The organism is Candidatus Pelagibacter sp. HIMB1709, from assembly GCF_052047635.1.
Classification (GTDB): domain Bacteria; phylum Pseudomonadota; class Alphaproteobacteria; order Pelagibacterales; family Pelagibacteraceae; genus Pelagibacter.
Genome location: NZ_JBNAJW010000001.1, coordinates 1 through 15,362 on the forward strand (window position 1 = coordinate 1; position 15,362 = coordinate 15,362).

The following is a 15,362-nucleotide window of genomic DNA, read 5'->3' on the forward strand; positions in this document are numbered from 1 at the left end:
ACCATTGGTACTCTAACAGGTGGAGGTGCTGATGGTGGTAACATTACTCTAGGCGCTGGAGCATTAACGATTGATCAAAGAAGTAATGGTACGTACGACGGGGTGATTAGTGGTACAGGTTCAGTGACGAAAACAGGAGTAGCGGCTCTAACCTTAACTAGAGCAAACACATACTCTGGTGGAACAACGATTAGTAGAGGTCAAATTAAAGTAGGTACGAATAATGCGTTACTCAATACCGGAGCTGTAACGATGAATGGAACAGGCGCTACTGATCTTGTATTACCTGATGGTACATCTCAAACAATTGGTACGTTGAGTGGTACTAACTCTAATGCAATGTTGAATTTACTTGGTTCTAGTAGCTTAACAATTACACAGTCTAGCAATGCTAATTTTGCAGGTAATATTAGAGGAGATGGATCATTAGTTAAAAATGGTTCTTCAGATGTAACATTTACAAATGCTATTAATAAACATACTGGATTAACAACAATTAATGCAGGTTCATTAGTATATGCTAATAACTCTGAAATTGGAGCTGTTACTATTGCAAATGTTGCTGGTGCAACACTAGATATTAATGGTGGTACGACAACAATTAGAACATTAATTGGTAATGATCGATCTGATATTGATTTTGGAACAGATGGTACATTAATTGTATACCAAGGAAGCGATCAAAACTACGAAGGTACTTTAAGTGGTTCTGGTACAATATCTAAGAGGGGAAGCGGAAAAATTAACAGATTTGGTAGTACCATTGTTGAAGGTGACTCTGATATAGCTGCTAATTAGCATACAATCCTTAATCTGTTTATAATAGAATGATGATTAGTAATTGATTCTGTTATGCTGCCTTTAACTTTTAAACCCAAAGCTTTATTTAATTTACTTAGAATTGGAAAATCAAATGATGGTGGATATCTTGTATGTACAAAAGCAGTTAAGCAATCAGAATTCTTAGTGTCATTTGGAATAAGCAATGATTTTTCATTTGAAAAACATTTTGTTCAATTAAACAAAATACCAGTACATGCTTATGATCCTTCAATTAATCTGAAATTTTTTATTAAACAAATTTTATTTAATTTAATTAAGTTAAATTTAAAGAATTTTATAAGTGAAATTATTAATACTTTTAAGTTTTATAATTTTTTTAATAATAAAAATAATTTTATATATTTTGAAAAAATTGGTGTTGGAGGTAATCGAATTTGGAAAGATATTCGATTTGAAGATATTATAAAAAAAACAAATTTTAATAAAAAAATATTTATCAAGATTGATATAGAAGGATCTGAGTATCGAATTTTAGATGATATCATTAAATTTGAAAATCACATTAAAGGTCTAGTAATTGAATTTCATCAAGTCGACTTAAATATTGAAAGAATTAATAATTTTATAAAAAAAACAAATTTAAAATTAATTCATATTCACCCTAATAATTTTGCTAACTATGGATTAAATAATATTCCAACTTCACTTGAGGTATCATTTTCAAAAGAACCAGAAGTAATATCTGAAAATGTTAAATTTCCTCACCCTTTAGATCAAAAAAATAATCCAAATATATCAGATATTAACCTAGAGTTTGAAAGTGAAAAATTATAAATGTTAAAAATAATATATTAAATGGATAAAAGTAAAAAAATACTTGTTGTGGGAGCGGGTGGATTTATTGGCGGTCATTTAGTTAAAAAACTTTTGGCAAATGGCAACCAGATAGTTTGTTGTGATATCAAGCCTAAAGAATATTGGTTTCAAGATTTTGATGAAACAGAAAATCATTATGCAATGGATATGAAAGATATCCTAAATTGTAGAAAAGTTTCAAAAGGGGTGAATTATGTATTTAATATGGCATGTAATATGGGTGGTATGGGCTTTATTGAAAATAACAAAGCAGAATGCATGCAATCGGTACTTATAAACACTAATTTACTAGTTGCTTGTAATGAACATAAAGTTGAGAAATATTTTTTCTCTTCCAGTGCTTGTGCTTACAATATTGATAAACAACAACAGTCGTTCATTGAGGGATTAAAAGAAGACGATGCTTATCCAGCTAATCCAGAAGATGGCTATGGCTGGGAAAAGCTTTTTTCTGAGAGAATGTGTCGACATTTTATGGAGGATTATGGAATTCAGGTAAGAATTGCTCGCTATCATAACATCTATGGACCTTATGGAACTTATGATGGAGGAAGAGAAAAAGCACCCGCAGCTTTATGTAGAAAGATCATTCAAGCTAAAAAAGAAAACTCCCAATCAATTGATGTGTGGGGAGATGGTGAGCAAACAAGAACTTTTTTATTTATTGATGAATGCATTGAAGGCACCTTAAAACTATTTGAGAGTGATTATTCAGAGCCTATAAATATTGGAAGTGATGAGCAAGTTTCTATAAATCAAATGATAGACATAATTAGTGAAATAGCTGAAATTGAAAAATTAAATAAAAATTATCAATTAGATAAACCAAAAGGTGTCAGAGGTAGATCGAGTAATAATGAATTAATTAAAAAAGTTCTTAATTGGAGTTATGAAATGTCCTTAAAAGATGGGTTAACTAAAACTTACAAATGGATCGAAAGCGAAATGAGTCAAAACAGATTGAACTTAAGTAAATATACAAAGTCCTAACAAATCTAGATGAACAAAGATCTTCCTAAAAGCTGTAAAGTTGTTGTAATTGGTGGAGGTGTAGCAGGCACTTCATGTGCTTATCACTTAGCTAAATTTGGGTGGAAAGATACAATCTTATTAGAACGTGATCAGCTTACCTCAGGAACTACTTGGCATGCAGCAGGTTTAATGGGTCAACTGGGAGCTACGGCTACTATTACTAAACTTAGAAAATATTCATTAAATTTATATAAAGAACTTGAAGCTAAAACTGGTCTTTCAACTGGATTAAAACAAAATGGTGCCATAACAGTAGCAAGCTCTAAAGCACGTCTTCAAGAATTATTAAGACAAGCAACGGCTGCTCAGTTGTTTGATGTAAATGTTGAAGTTTTAGATCAAAAAAAAATTAAAGAATTGTATCCAGTAATTCATGATCAAGATCTTTTTGGTGGTGTTTATATGCCAGAAGATGGTCAAGCAGATCCAGTTGGAGTAACCAATGTTTTAGCAAAAGCTGCAAAATTAGAGGGGGCTAAAATATTTGAAAAAACTCCAGTTAAAAAAATATTAACCAAAAATGGTAGAATTAATGGTGTTGAAACTAAATTTGGTAAAATAGATTGTGAATATGTAGTTCTTGCAACCGGAATGTGGTCTAGACAAATTGGTGAGGAAATTGGTGTTAGTATTCCTTTATATCCTAACGAACATTTTTACATCATTACAGAGCCAATGAAGGATTTGCCCAAAAATCTACCTGTTTTAAGGGATTATAATGACTGCTTATATCTCAAAGAAGATGCAGGTAAAATGCTAGTTGGGATATTTGAGCCTGGTGCTAAAAATGCTTTTAAAGAAACAGGAATTGTTCCTGAAGATTTTTCTTTTGGTGAATTTCCTGATGATTTTGATCATTTTGAGCCTTATTTGGAAAAGTCCTTTCACCGTTTACCTATTTTAGAAAATGCTGGGGTTAGAAAGTTTTTTTCAGGTCCAGAGTCTTTTACTCCTGATACTCAGTATCTTTTAGGTGAAACTTTTGAAGTTAAAAATTTATATACATGCTGCGGATTTAATAGCATTGGAATAGCAAGCTCAGGTGGGGCAGGAAGAGTAACAGCTGAGTGGATGATAAATGGATATATGAATGAAGATTTATATTCTTTAGATATTAAAAGATTTCAAAAATTTCATTCTTCTAAGAAATTTATAATGAATAGAGTTACTGAAACTTTGGGTGATTTATATGGAATGCATTGGCCTTATAAACAGCACAACACTTCAAGAGATCAAAGATTACTTCCATATCATGATGAACTTAAAAAAGCAGGTGCTTGCTTTGGTCAATCAGGAGAATATGAAAGACCTATGTGGTATGCATTAAATGGTTCTAAACCAGAGTATGAATATAGTTTTAATTATCAAAATTGGTATTCGTCGGTTGAGTATGAATGTAAAAATACTACTGAAAATGTTGGTTTGTTTGAACTTTCTCCTTTTTCTAAATATGAAATGAAAGGTGAAAAAGCATATGAAGAGTTACAAAGATTATGCACAGCCAATATTAAAAACGAAATTGGAAAATGTACTTATACTCACATGTTAAATGAGGGTGGGGGTATTGAAACTGATTTAACTATTGTTTGTTTAGATAAAAATTACTTTAGAATAATTAGTTCAGCTGCAACACGTACTCATGATAAAGCTCATATTTTAAAGCATATATCAAACGATGTTGAATTTAAGGATGTTACAGATGAACTTGTATGTCTTGGAGTTTTTGGACCAAAAAGTAGAGATTTATTGTCAAAAATTACAAATACAAATTTATCAAATAAAGAATTTAAATTTGGCACTGGTAAATATGTTAAAATCAATAGTCATAATATCTGGTTTCAAAGATTATCTTATGTTGGAGAATTAGGTTTTGAGCTTTATATCAGCAATGAAAGTGCAAAAGAGATTTATAATTTAATAGTAAAAACTGGAGTAGGATTTAACTTATCTCATTGTGGAGCTCATTGTATGGATACAATGAGAATGGAAAGTGGTTTTTTACATTGGGGTCATGATATTTCTCCTGAAGAAAATCAATATCAAGCAGGATTAAATTTTGCGATTAGTTTTAAAAAAGATTTTGATTTTATAGGAAAGCAAAAATTATTAGAAATTAAAGATAAAATACCAAGCAGAAGATTTGTGATGCTTACCTTAAAAGAAAGTATACCTGGAAAACCTTTGCTTCTCCATGAGGAGCCGATTTATTTAAATGATCAGATAATTGGTAAGACTACTTCGGGTAATTACTCTTTTAATTTTAATAAAAATTTATCATTTGGATATATTGAAACAAATTTATCTAACGAAGATTTGTTGAAAAATAAGCTTTATATTGAAGTAGAAAAACAAAAATACTTAGCCGAGATACTAACAAAATCTCTTAAACAAAATAATTTTAAAAAAATCTAAATAAATTTTTAATTATTTGTAATTATTACTTTTGCGTGGTTAAATAAGATGTGAAAAAAAATAGTGAAGAAACAACTTTATTTGATACTAGAAAAAAAAATCAAAATAAATCTTTAGAAAAAATCAAAACAACTAATGTTAATATTTTGCTTAATAGAGTTAGATTAGATGAAAAAAGAATTTTTAAAAAAAGAATATTATTTACGTCAATCTTTATTGTCTTGCTTTGTGCTGTTAGCGCATATGTGATTATTTAATTGTTAAAATTATTCATTTTAAACCTAAAATGTTTATTGAAAGCTTGAGAATTTATATTATAAGCATCAATGTTTACGGCGGGGTAGCTCAGTTGGTTAGAGCGCGGGACTCATAAGCCCGAGGTCAGTGGTTCGATCCCACTTCCCGCTACCATTCTAGAACCATTAGTCTGATTTGCGTCTCTGAGGCGTCAATAGATATGGCTGGATATAGAAAAAGGAATGGTAAATGGGAAGTTAGAATAAGAAGAAACAATTCTAAAAATTTATCAAAAACATTTATAAATAAAGAAGATGCTCAACGCTGGGCAAGAGAACAAGAGAGCAAGTTAGATAAAGGAATATTTGAAGATTTAACTGCTGCTAATAATATTCTACTTAAGGATTTAATTAATCGTTACATCAAAGAGGTAGTAGTTAATAAAAAGAGCTATCAATCGGAACGATATAAAGCTCAAAAACTCTCAAAACATAAAATAGCAAAATTAAAACTTATTCAAGTCACGCCATTATTTTTAAGAGATTATCAGCAAGAGTTATTAAAAGAACTAAACCCAAGTACAGTTAATAAATATTTAACATTAATCTCTGTCTCTATTAAATATGCAAGGCAAATACTTGGAATTTATCTTCCAACAAATCCTTGTGAGTTTATTAAACGTTTAAAAGAACCAGAGTTCAAAGGTGAAGTGATTGAACCAGATGAGGAGAAAGTTCTTTTAGAGCATGCAGAACATTCAAAAGCCAAATGGTTAAAGTTAGTTATTATGCTTGGTTTAGATTGTGGAATTAGACGCGGTGAAATACTTAAGATTAGAAGAGAGGATATAGACTTTAATAAACATACTGTGATTTTAAGAGAAACTAAAAATGGTTTATCTAGAAGAGTAGGTTTGTCTAAAAGAGCTATGGATGAAATCAATAAACTTCCAATAAATATCAACGGGAAATTAATTAATTGTGAAAGAGGAGATACAGTTGATTTTTATTGGCAACAGCTAAAGAAATGGACAGGAATTAATAAAAGATTTCATTCAACAAGGCATACCTTTGCTACAAGAGCATCTATGAATGGTTGGAGTATCACAGAAATCTCAGCTCAAGGTGGGTGGAAGGACCTAAAAATATTGAAAAGATATACGCATATTTCTGCAGAGCATTTAGCTAAGAAATTAAGATAATAGAATAATAAAAATTAATTTTTTTTGAAAAAAGTTTTACGAAAACTTACGGTGAAATTAGGCGCAATTACGAGTCACTATTTAAGTTAAATGTGACTCAATTGTGTCTCCTATAATCTCCTAATCTAGACAAATAATTTTAAAGCATTATATATGTTCATGAAGCCTGATTTATCAGGAGTGAACTCAGTGAGAATGAGATTGAAACACTATAAAGACTGAAGCATCTCTGAGTAGTTAAGTTGAAAACTACAAACCGTAAGATCTGCAACCTTACATTTTTCGACAAAATTAAATTAGTGGAATAATTTAAATGATTACGATGTGTAAGTTACAGACTTTAATGAAAGATAAAACCAATATTATCTATAACGATTTTATCATGTACTCACTTGCAAGTGTATACTTCATCACGAAGTTTCAAAGTTTCTTCATCTCGTAATCTTCTATGAAGAATTATTCCATCGTTGTGCGTGCTCGTAAGAGCACCACAGCACTGACTAAATATAAGGAGAAAAACTATGTCAGAGCAGAAACGAGGAATTGGAGATAATTCCAAAATCACAGAAGCAAAAGTCTTTACAGATTATGTTTCACCACTTGAACCAAAAGAAGTACTGAGATTAATAAAGGATAAATTAAACTCAGCATATAAGTTTATAGAAGCAAGTAAGAATGAACATACAGCATCTCATGGTGATGATTATTATTTTGAAAGTGAAATAAATGAGAAAGAGTCATGTGATGCATTAAACAAAGTTGAGTTTGGTGTTTGGAGAAAACCCAACACTTATGAAAAGAAAGCCTTTGCAAGAGACTCTGAAATTTCAAGTGGCAAAGCATCAACAGAAATATTTGATTGCTTAGAGTTAATTAAAAAGACTGAGAAAGGAGTTAACTAATGGGTAAACTTCCTGATCATTTACAACCATTATATGATGAGCTTACCGTCGAATTCAAAGACGGTAGGTTCACTAATGAGAACAATACCTTTGATTTCAAAACTGCAAAAGAAGCAGTTGAACACAATGCACAAATGGAGAAGTTTGTACGAGGGTTTGATTTTAAACCAACTAGTACAAAACCTTTCAAAGATAGAGTTCAAAAATCTAAATCTAAACCTACTCAGTTACAGTTAGATTTTAATCTAAATTTATTAGATGAGTTAAATGGTATTAGACAAGGTTTGCAAAATCTTAAACAATCTAGAAATCCAGTTGAAACTAAACCTGCAACAAGCTCAGGCTTAAATTACCTAATGGGGTTTAAAGATGAGTAAGAGCAAACTTAGAAAAGAACTAGATAAGATACTTGCAGATATGCCTAAAGACATGGTGGTATCTTTGACGCCAGGCGAATATGGAAAGTTGCAGAAAGCGTTAGACGGTAAAGCAGTTTTAAAAGTTACTGCAGTTCCAATTAAAAAATTGAATAGCGATTGGAGTAAGTTCAAAAAGGTCCAACAGGCCAAGGGTACACTGTGGGATCAATTTAAAGACTCTAAAATACTAAAACCTATTCTTGAGAAATGGCTACACGTTAAACCACGTAAAACTAAATTATGTGAATGTGGTCGAGTTGAATATAAGCAAGTTAGTAGTCTCGCATTAAAGCAAGTTAACATTATTCAAGATCTATCTGAAGCAATTGCATATCTAGAAAGAGATCGTGAAGAAATTAAAGATAATGCTTTGCAAGAGTTGGACAAACTCAAAACTAGTAATCTTGAGTCCTTAGAAAAAGTTAGAATTCTCGAAGACGTAAATGAGGAACTTAGAGAAGAAATAGAACAGTTAACGAAGCGATTGGAGGTAATGAAACATGTTAACTAAAAGAACTATTAACAACATAGAAAAATCTATGCCGGCAAGAGATGGAGTATCACTTGCAAAAGATATCAAAGATATCGAATTTGATGTGTTAGAAAATCTTACTGATAAAATCAAAGGAGACTTTGAAAATGATAAAAAAGAAGGTGAAGACATCTTCCAATGGTTAGAAAGACAACCTGATGAGTATTTTAAAAGATTAAAATTATCAAACGGTGGTGTTGTAGATCTAGCAAAATATCGAAAATCTAAAGAGCCTAAGATCAAGAAGTTAAACCTTGCACAAGGTGATTATGATCGTGCTGTAGTAGATGTTCAGTCTCAGTCTGATCGTGACTTGATTAAAAAACTTTTAAAGATGTCAGGAATAAATATTGGAGGATCAGATGAGTAATGATCTTGCACCTATATCTGCATTGTTAAAAGCTGATGCAATAATCTTTTCGAGTGACTTTGGCAGAAAGGCCATTCAGGAGAGTTGGACGGTACGTTTAAACAAACAGATCAAACAACTTGATCAAGTTAAACCGTTTCAAAATATTAACATAGCAACCGGGCGAGATAGCTTAATCGTTGATGTTGATCTAGATTGCTCGGAAGCTTTGCTATTGGCTGATTATTTCCTGCCTAAGACTGAGCTAGAATTTGGTCGAGAGAGCACTCTCAGGTCTCACAGGCTGTTTAAAGTGATAGATCTGCATAAGAACCATACTAGAAAATATTTTAGTTTCGCAGACAAATCAAAGTCTATGCTTGTAGAGATCAGGGCTAATAAGCATTACACAATGTGCTTTGGTCAGTATGACAATGAGGAAAAAGTTATCTGGTCATCAACCGGTTTACCAACTGAAATAAGTTGGGAGGCTCTAAACAAAGCTTGTGCATTGTTAGGTGTAGCATGTGTAATACTTCGTAAATATTCTAATGAGGGTTTACGTAACGAGTATATCAGAAAATTAGTAGCATCACTCTGGCATCATAAAGTTGAAAAAGCTGATTGTGAAAAGATAATTACAGCAGTTGCAACAGCAGCAGATGATGATGTTACTGAAAGACTTGCACGTGTTGAAGATGTTTACAAAAGAGATAGATCTGATCAACTGCAGGGACTACCTAAGCTTGCTGAGGAGTTCAATTGGTCTGATGATGAAGTAAAAGACTTCAAAAAACTTTTGTTTAAGATCACCGGCAGAGATGCATTACCAGAGTACACTAACACTTTCGTAGAAAGAATTGCTTACATGATGAAGCAAAAAAAATACTACGATCTTGAAGATAAAGAGATGTACGATGCAGAGGCTATTGATGTTAAATATTCTAAATATTTTGACGGTAAGTACACACCTTTAAAATTTTGGAAACAACATAAGGATAGCAAAGTCTGTGTTGATTTTACCTACAAACCAAATGATCTAAATAGATTTGTTCATGTAGATAAAAAGCTAATGATCAATGTATATGAGAAACATCATCTACAACCTGATCCAAATGTAGATACTGATATATTCTGGGCATTAGTAAAACATGTAATACCTCATGAAGAATACAGAAATCACTTTTTAGATTGGCTGGCATTCCATTATCAAAATCCTGGTGTAAAAATTAGACATGCTGTAATCCTGCAGTCAGATGAATTTCAATTAGGTAAAGGAAGTTTGTTTGATCTGCATAGAGATATACTTGGTCTAAACAATACTAGAAAAATTGAGTTAGCTGAGGCCTTAGACAAAGGTAAAGGCTTCTTAGTCAATGCACAAACTGTATTGATTGATGAAGCAAAAAGCTCAGGTTCTTGGAGTGAAAAAGCAATGCTTATAAACACACTGAAGACAATTATTACGGAGGGATCTATAGGTGTTAGGCAACTCTATAAAGAATACACAGAGCAAGACACTTGTACTAACTACTGGATAAACACAAACTACAAAGATGCATTTCCACTTCCGTATAATGAAGTGAGATACTTTGTTTATTTTAGTCCTGCAAAACGTAATCAACAAATGCTTGAGGAGTTTCATTTACATAGATTAAATCATAATCTTGCAGGCGGTGTTTTAGCTGAGATGTTAGATAGAGATCTAAGTAAGTTTAATCCATTGGCACCGGCACCACATACACCATATCGTGATGAGATGTCTGGTTTAGCAGATAGACCTCTTAATGATTTTATAAAAGAACAATTTGAGCAAGGAGTATTTCCATTTGATAGAGATCTACTTACTACAATTGAATTGTTTGATTATCTAAAATCTGAGAAGCGAATGAAAGTTACTCGAATGCAAGAAGTAACTAGAGCACTTGAAAACATTGGAGGCAAACAGAAGAAGCAATGTCCTGTTGCAAAAGTTGCAGATCGGGCAACTGTTTGGATTATTAGAAATCATGATCAGTATAAAAATCAAACTGCAACTGAGCTTGGTAGAAAATACCCACCATTTTATTTTGATAGTAAAGGAGGAAACTAATATGTCAAAACAACAAAGGTATCAGGTACCTAAGACACCTGAACAAGTATTGAAACGTATCATGAATGACTTTTCAAAGTCCAGGCGGAGATGTGAGGAAGTATTTAAAGCTAATGGAGAGCAACCAAAATACCCTCATGTTGACTACGAAGAATTGCGAAAAATTGTGCAAGACAACTTCGGTTATCTTGGAGTTAAAGTCAGACATTGGAAAAGGAACAATACATAGTTTACATGGCAGATCAGTTAAATACTGATCTGCCTTAAACTAAAATATGCAGGTTAGAATTTTAGAAATTTTTTTTGAGCTTTGCAATTTAGCTGTGTGAAGTGTGTATGTGTGTATTTGAAAACTTAACTTTTTTTAACTTGAAAAAGTTTTGGAGACGTCCGGGAGGCAGTCAAAAGTTACTTTTTGTTACTGCAAATTATTCCCTGCAGATCCCCCAATTGTTACCCTATGTAACCTATCAATGTAGGCAAATGTATACCGGTAATCCCTGAGGCCTGTTGCTTTGTTCCTGTTGAGTGGTCAGTCTTTTTTGCAAAATGCATCATGAAACTTAACCTGCATACCCAGAAAAATGAGGAGGGGTACCTCTATTAAAATATGAGGGAGTTTTCACTACAACATTAATTTTTTTCAAAGTAACTGTTGCTAGAGTTCCAATAAGTTATTTGGTCAAGTAAGAGTCTCTGACTTACACTAAAGGGTAAATACTAGGTACCATATTTTTAAAAAGGAGAGATTGGGTCAATTTAACTTCCAAATTTTGAGATCTTTCTGGTACCACTACTGCTCCATATAGGCGTCAATGACATTTGTTTGGTATAGTGAATTATTGCTTTACTCAATATTAAAAAAATATTAATATTTTTTATGAAATTTAAAATTAATAAAATGATTTTTTATTTTAAAAAAAATACTTCTAAACATTGTTTTATGTTTAGTACAACTTTCCCTCAAAACTATAATAAAGTTTCATAGCTAAATAATTCTCTTTAAATTCAAAGTTTTTTAAAATTAACAAAAAAAATAATTAAGGGGGATAAATGACAAAACCAAATTCAAGAACATCAGCATTAGCTGAAAAACATAAAAGTTTAGGATCAGGTCTAGAAGACTGGAATGGCATGGGTACTGCTTGGTCCTACAATACAGACCCAGACAAAGAACATGATGCAATAAGAGAAGGTGCTGGCATTATTGATATGTCTGGATTAAAAAAAATAAGAGTTAGTGGCAAAGATTCGGAAGAAGTTTTAAACCACGTTTTTTCAAGAGAGATTAAAAAACTTCAACCTGGACAATCTAGTTATGGAATAGTCTTGAATGACAAAGGTTTCATAGCTGATGATGCTATCGTTTACAAAAATGAAAACGAATTTATTTTCGTGCATGGTTCAGGAGAAAGTATGGAACTTATTCAGAAAAGTGCAAAAGGGAAAGAGGTAGATGTAAAATTTGATGATGACTTACATGATATTTCTCTTCAAGGCCCTAATGCTTTAGAGATATTAAAAAATCATACTCCTGTAGATTTAGATTCTTTAAAATATTTTAATCACTACGAAACTGAATTGTTTGGAAAAAAATGTGTCTTATCTAGAACAGGCTATTCAGGTGAAAAAGGTTTTGAGTTATTTGTCTCTGGCACTGATGCGGTTGCTGTTTGGGATAATATTTTAGAAGCAGGTAAAAATTTAGGAGTGATGCCCGCATCATTTACAGCACTAGATAAAGCTAGAATTGAAGCTGGGTTATTATTTTATGGATACGACATGACTAATGAGCATTCACCTTGGGAAGTCAATTTGCATTGGACAATGTCTAAAGGCAAATCTGGTTATCGTGGTTATGATGCAGCAATGAACGTTAAAGATAAACTAAATTTTACAAATGTAGGTTTAGATATAGATCATAACGAAGGTTTAGCTGGTGGTGAGGGAATTTTTGTTAATGATAAAAAAGTAGGTGTTGTTAACAGTCCTTGTTACTCAAAGAGAATGGGTAAATCTTTGGCATTGGGTCATATCGATGTTGATTGTTCTAAACCAGAAACAGCAGTTGTAATAAATACTTCTGATAAGAAGCTAAATGCAATTGTCTCTAGTTTACCGTTTTACGATCCTAAAAAAACTAGAACACACTCATAATTCATATGACAAACAAAAATAATCATATTACTTCTGTAGATCAATCAGACAGAAAAGTTCCTTATAATTTAAGACAATCAGGTGATACCCCAGTTCAAATGTTAATTTGGAATAAGGTTCGTAAATCTCCTTTTTGGCATAAATCAATTAACCATGGAGCTTGGAGAGCAACTGTTTATAACAGAGTGTTCCATCCATTTGGCTATTCTAAACCAGAAGATGGTGGTCCTATGGTTGAATACGAAGCTTTAATGAATGATGTAACATTATGGAATGTTGCTGTCGAAAGACAAATTAGAGTTAAGGGTCCTGATGCAGAAAAATTTGTAGATTATGTAATTACAAGAGATGCAACTAAAATTTCACCTATGCGTGCAAGATATGTGATTTTGTGTAACCAATATGGAGGTGTTTTAAATGATCCTATTCTTCTAAGAATATCCGAAGATGAATTTTGGTTTAGCCTTTCCGATAGTGATATTGGAATTTATTTACAAGGTATTAATCATGACAATAAATTTGATGTTGAAATTAAGGAAATTGATGTTTGCCCCCTACAAGTACAAGGACCTAGATCAAAAAACTTAATGCATGATTTGGTTGGTAGTCAAATAGATGTTTCCAATATGCCTTTTTATGGTTTAGCAAAAGCAAAAGTAGCAGGAAGAGATTGTATAATATCTCAAACTGGATTTTCTGGAGAAGAAGGTTATGAAATTTATCTTTTAAACTCAACTTTATACGCAGATGAAGTATGGGATGAAATTGTCTCTAAAGGTAAGAATCATAATTTGATGGTAACAGCACCATCACATTGCAGAAGAATTCAGGCTGGCATTTTATCTTGGGGCCAAGATATGGATAATGAACATAACCCTTTTCAGTGTAATTTAGGTTATCAAGTTTCATTATCTGGAAAGGGCGAATGGGATAAAAAAGGAGATTATATTGGAAGAAAAGTCTTAGAAGAAATGAAAAGTGATTTGAAAGACGGCAAAAAACCCTTCAAACTTCAACTAGTTGGTTTAGAATTTTCAGGAAAACCTGTTCTAGACTTTGCAACTGACTTTTGGCCGATATTAAATATTGAAAGTCAAGAACCAGTAGGATTTGTTACATCGCCTTGGTATCACCCTGATAAAAAAACAAATATAGCAATGGGGTATGTTCCTTATGAAGGTGATCTATCAAAAAATAATTTTCCAATTGGAAAGTTAGGTAAAAAATACTTAATTGAATTACCTGAAAAATATCAATCTTCCTCAACAACTGAAGAAGCTATAGTAGTTCCAATACCTTTTACCAAATCAAAAAATCCAAACACCAGGGAGGTAATTGATAATATTGGTTAACTTTGACATTGGTTTTACTTTAAACTGTAAAAATATTGACTCTATCAATCACAAGCCACGCCTCAGGATTTGTTAATCTTGGAAGATGAAATACTATTGCCTTCCTCTTTTATCCATTTAAAAAAAAGTTTAACAGTATCATTCTCAAGAATATTTTCTTTTACTCTTATATAATAACCATATTCATCTAACTGAATATTAGATAGATAATGTAAATTCCCTGAGTTAATTTCAGGGGATACCAGATTATCCCAAAGTGCTATACCTTGCCCATCAATAACTGCTTGGACACGGCTATTAGAATCTGAAATAGAAACTCCTTGTATTGATTTTTTAAAATCAATACCAGCATGACTAAACCAATCCTGCCAACCTATACTTTCAGATGAGTCAAACAATAGAGGTGTTGTCAAAATAATTTTATCCAATCCCTCTTTTTTAACTCTTTCAGCAATTTGACTATTGGCCGTTGGGCAAGCTGGACAACTAATAAGTCTTTCATGTGGTGAATTAATCATCCCCTCTTTTCCCCAACAAATAGAGATGTCAGCTTCAATATTATCCATTTCATTTATGAAATTTAAAGGCACAAAACGAAGTCCAATTTCTGGATGTTTAGCAGTAAACTTCATTAAACGTGGTGATAGCCATCTACTAAGAAAATAAGATTGTAAAGCAATTGTAAGTGGAGTGGGCTTCTTAAATTTTAATAATTCAATTTCCTGATCAATTTGATCCAAAGATAATGTAGAGACATTTAATAATTTTTGTCCCTTTGAAGTAAGATGTAAACGCGCATTCCTTCGCTCAAAAAGTGTAAAACCTAATTGGTTTTCCAAAGTTTTAATTTGATAACTTATAGAACCTTTTGATTGATTAAGTTTTAAAGCAGCCTCAGTCATACTAAGGTTCTTAGCTACTACTTGAAAAGTACGTAGCATATCATAAGAGTACAAAGGCATATATATCGTTCAAATTATTTAAACAAATTGTTTAATATTTTAGTTTTGAAGTCAAT

14 protein-coding genes and 1 tRNA gene are annotated in these 15,362 nt (G+C 32.0%); 14 read left to right on the forward strand and 1 reads right to left on the reverse strand.

Annotated features, from left to right (window positions below):
• The 14 genes from ACTTAR_RS00005 to ACTTAR_RS00070 form a co-directional block, all read left to right on the forward strand.
• A partial coding sequence (locus ACTTAR_RS00005) for an autotransporter-associated beta strand repeat-containing protein (RefSeq protein ID WP_440697370.1) occupies nucleotides 1-798 on the forward strand: 798 nt, incomplete at its 5' end.
• Between the two features lie 54 nt (nucleotides 799-852).
• Nucleotides 853-1,617 carry a hypothetical protein gene (locus ACTTAR_RS00010; protein ID WP_440680629.1) on the forward strand — a complete coding sequence of 255 codons (765 nt, stop codon included), beginning with the start codon at nucleotides 853-855 and terminating at the stop codon, nucleotides 1,615-1,617.
• A 21-nt stretch (nucleotides 1,618-1,638) separates the two neighbouring features.
• The gene (locus tag ACTTAR_RS00015) at nucleotides 1,639-2,649 is read left to right on the forward strand and encodes an NAD-dependent epimerase/dehydratase family protein (RefSeq protein WP_440680630.1); all 1,011 of its coding nucleotides are present in this window, start codon (nucleotides 1,639-1,641) and stop codon (nucleotides 2,647-2,649) included.
• A gap of 9 nt (nucleotides 2,650-2,658) precedes the next feature.
• Nucleotides 2,659-5,103, forward strand: a complete 2,445-nt coding sequence (locus tag ACTTAR_RS00020; RefSeq protein ID WP_440680631.1) for a GcvT family protein — start codon at nucleotides 2,659-2,661, stop codon at nucleotides 5,101-5,103.
• Between the two features lie 50 nt (nucleotides 5,104-5,153).
• Nucleotides 5,154-5,360 carry a hypothetical protein gene (locus tag ACTTAR_RS00025; protein WP_440680632.1) on the forward strand — a complete coding sequence of 69 codons (207 nt, stop codon included), beginning with the start codon at nucleotides 5,154-5,156 and terminating at the stop codon, nucleotides 5,358-5,360.
• Nucleotides 5,361-5,437: 77 nt separating this feature from the next.
• Nucleotides 5,438-5,514, forward strand: a tRNA-Met gene (locus ACTTAR_RS00030).
• 46 nt (nucleotides 5,515-5,560) lie between these two features.
• The gene (locus tag ACTTAR_RS00035; protein WP_440697371.1) at nucleotides 5,561-6,541 is read left to right on the forward strand and encodes a tyrosine-type recombinase/integrase; all 981 of its coding nucleotides are present in this window, start codon (nucleotides 5,561-5,563) and stop codon (nucleotides 6,539-6,541) included.
• Between the two features lie 521 nt (nucleotides 6,542-7,062).
• A complete protein-coding gene (locus ACTTAR_RS00040) occupies nucleotides 7,063-7,443 on the forward strand; it encodes a hypothetical protein (RefSeq protein WP_440697372.1) in 381 nt (126 codons plus the stop codon).
• A complete protein-coding gene (locus tag ACTTAR_RS00045; RefSeq protein ID WP_440697373.1) occupies nucleotides 7,443-7,820 on the forward strand; it encodes a hypothetical protein in 378 nt (125 codons plus the stop codon). Before ACTTAR_RS00040 ends, ACTTAR_RS00045 begins: the two co-directional genes overlap by 1 nt.
• On the forward strand, nucleotides 7,813-8,373 hold the full coding sequence (locus ACTTAR_RS00050; RefSeq protein WP_440697374.1) for a hypothetical protein: 561 nt from the start codon (nucleotides 7,813-7,815) through the stop codon (nucleotides 8,371-8,373). The genes ACTTAR_RS00045 and ACTTAR_RS00050 overlap by 8 nt, the downstream gene beginning before the upstream one ends.
• Nucleotides 8,363-8,764 (forward strand): hypothetical protein, encoded by a 402-nt coding sequence (locus tag ACTTAR_RS00055; RefSeq protein WP_440697375.1) that lies wholly within the window; start codon nucleotides 8,363-8,365, stop codon nucleotides 8,762-8,764. The genes ACTTAR_RS00050 and ACTTAR_RS00055 overlap by 11 nt, the downstream gene beginning before the upstream one ends.
• On the forward strand, nucleotides 8,757-10,835 hold the full coding sequence (locus ACTTAR_RS00060; protein ID WP_440697376.1) for a primase-helicase family protein: 2,079 nt from the start codon (nucleotides 8,757-8,759) through the stop codon (nucleotides 10,833-10,835). The genes ACTTAR_RS00055 and ACTTAR_RS00060 overlap by 8 nt, the downstream gene beginning before the upstream one ends.
• Before the next feature lie 1,053 nt (nucleotides 10,836-11,888).
• A complete protein-coding gene (locus tag ACTTAR_RS00065; RefSeq protein WP_440697377.1) occupies nucleotides 11,889-12,992 on the forward strand; it encodes an aminomethyltransferase family protein in 1,104 nt (367 codons plus the stop codon).
• A 5-nt stretch (nucleotides 12,993-12,997) separates the two neighbouring features.
• Entirely contained in the window at nucleotides 12,998-14,344 is a 1,347-nt protein-coding gene (locus ACTTAR_RS00070; RefSeq protein WP_440697378.1) for an aminomethyl transferase family protein, read from the forward strand.
• Between the two features lie 62 nt (nucleotides 14,345-14,406).
• Here the strand turns inward: ACTTAR_RS00070 and ACTTAR_RS00075 are convergent, their stop codons facing one another.
• Nucleotides 14,407-15,285, reverse strand: coding sequence for a LysR family transcriptional regulator (locus ACTTAR_RS00075; protein ID WP_440697379.1), 879 nt, complete (start codon nucleotides 15,283-15,285; stop codon nucleotides 14,407-14,409).
• Nucleotides 15,286-15,362 lie beyond the last annotated feature (77 nt).

Excerpts from the sequence above, each read along its gene's own strand:
- ACTTAR_RS00010 (WP_440680629.1), top strand. The coding sequence starts at position 853 with ATGCTGCCTTTAACTTTTAAACCCAAAGCTTTATTTAATTTACTTAGA.
- ACTTAR_RS00015 (WP_440680630.1), top strand. The coding sequence starts at position 1,639 with ATGGATAAAAGTAAAAAAATACTTGTTGTGGGAGCGGGTGGATTTATT.
- ACTTAR_RS00020 (WP_440680631.1), top strand. The coding sequence starts at position 2,659 with ATGAACAAAGATCTTCCTAAAAGCTGTAAAGTTGTTGTAATTGGTGGA.
- ACTTAR_RS00035 (WP_440697371.1), top strand. The coding sequence starts at position 5,561 with ATGGCTGGATATAGAAAAAGGAATGGTAAATGGGAAGTTAGAATAAGA.
- ACTTAR_RS00040 (WP_440697372.1), top strand. The coding sequence starts at position 7,063 with ATGTCAGAGCAGAAACGAGGAATTGGAGATAATTCCAAAATCACAGAA.
- ACTTAR_RS00045 (WP_440697373.1), top strand. The coding sequence starts at position 7,443 with ATGGGTAAACTTCCTGATCATTTACAACCATTATATGATGAGCTTACC.
- ACTTAR_RS00050 (WP_440697374.1), top strand. The coding sequence starts at position 7,813 with ATGAGTAAGAGCAAACTTAGAAAAGAACTAGATAAGATACTTGCAGAT.
- ACTTAR_RS00055 (WP_440697375.1), top strand. The coding sequence starts at position 8,363 with ATGTTAACTAAAAGAACTATTAACAACATAGAAAAATCTATGCCGGCA.
- ACTTAR_RS00060 (WP_440697376.1), top strand. The coding sequence starts at position 8,757 with ATGAGTAATGATCTTGCACCTATATCTGCATTGTTAAAAGCTGATGCA.
- ACTTAR_RS00065 (WP_440697377.1), top strand. The coding sequence starts at position 11,889 with ATGACAAAACCAAATTCAAGAACATCAGCATTAGCTGAAAAACATAAA.
- ACTTAR_RS00070 (WP_440697378.1), top strand. The coding sequence starts at position 12,998 with ATGACAAACAAAAATAATCATATTACTTCTGTAGATCAATCAGACAGA.
- ACTTAR_RS00075 (WP_440697379.1), bottom strand. The coding sequence starts at position 15,285 with ATGCTACGTACTTTTCAAGTAGTAGCTAAGAACCTTAGTATGACTGAG.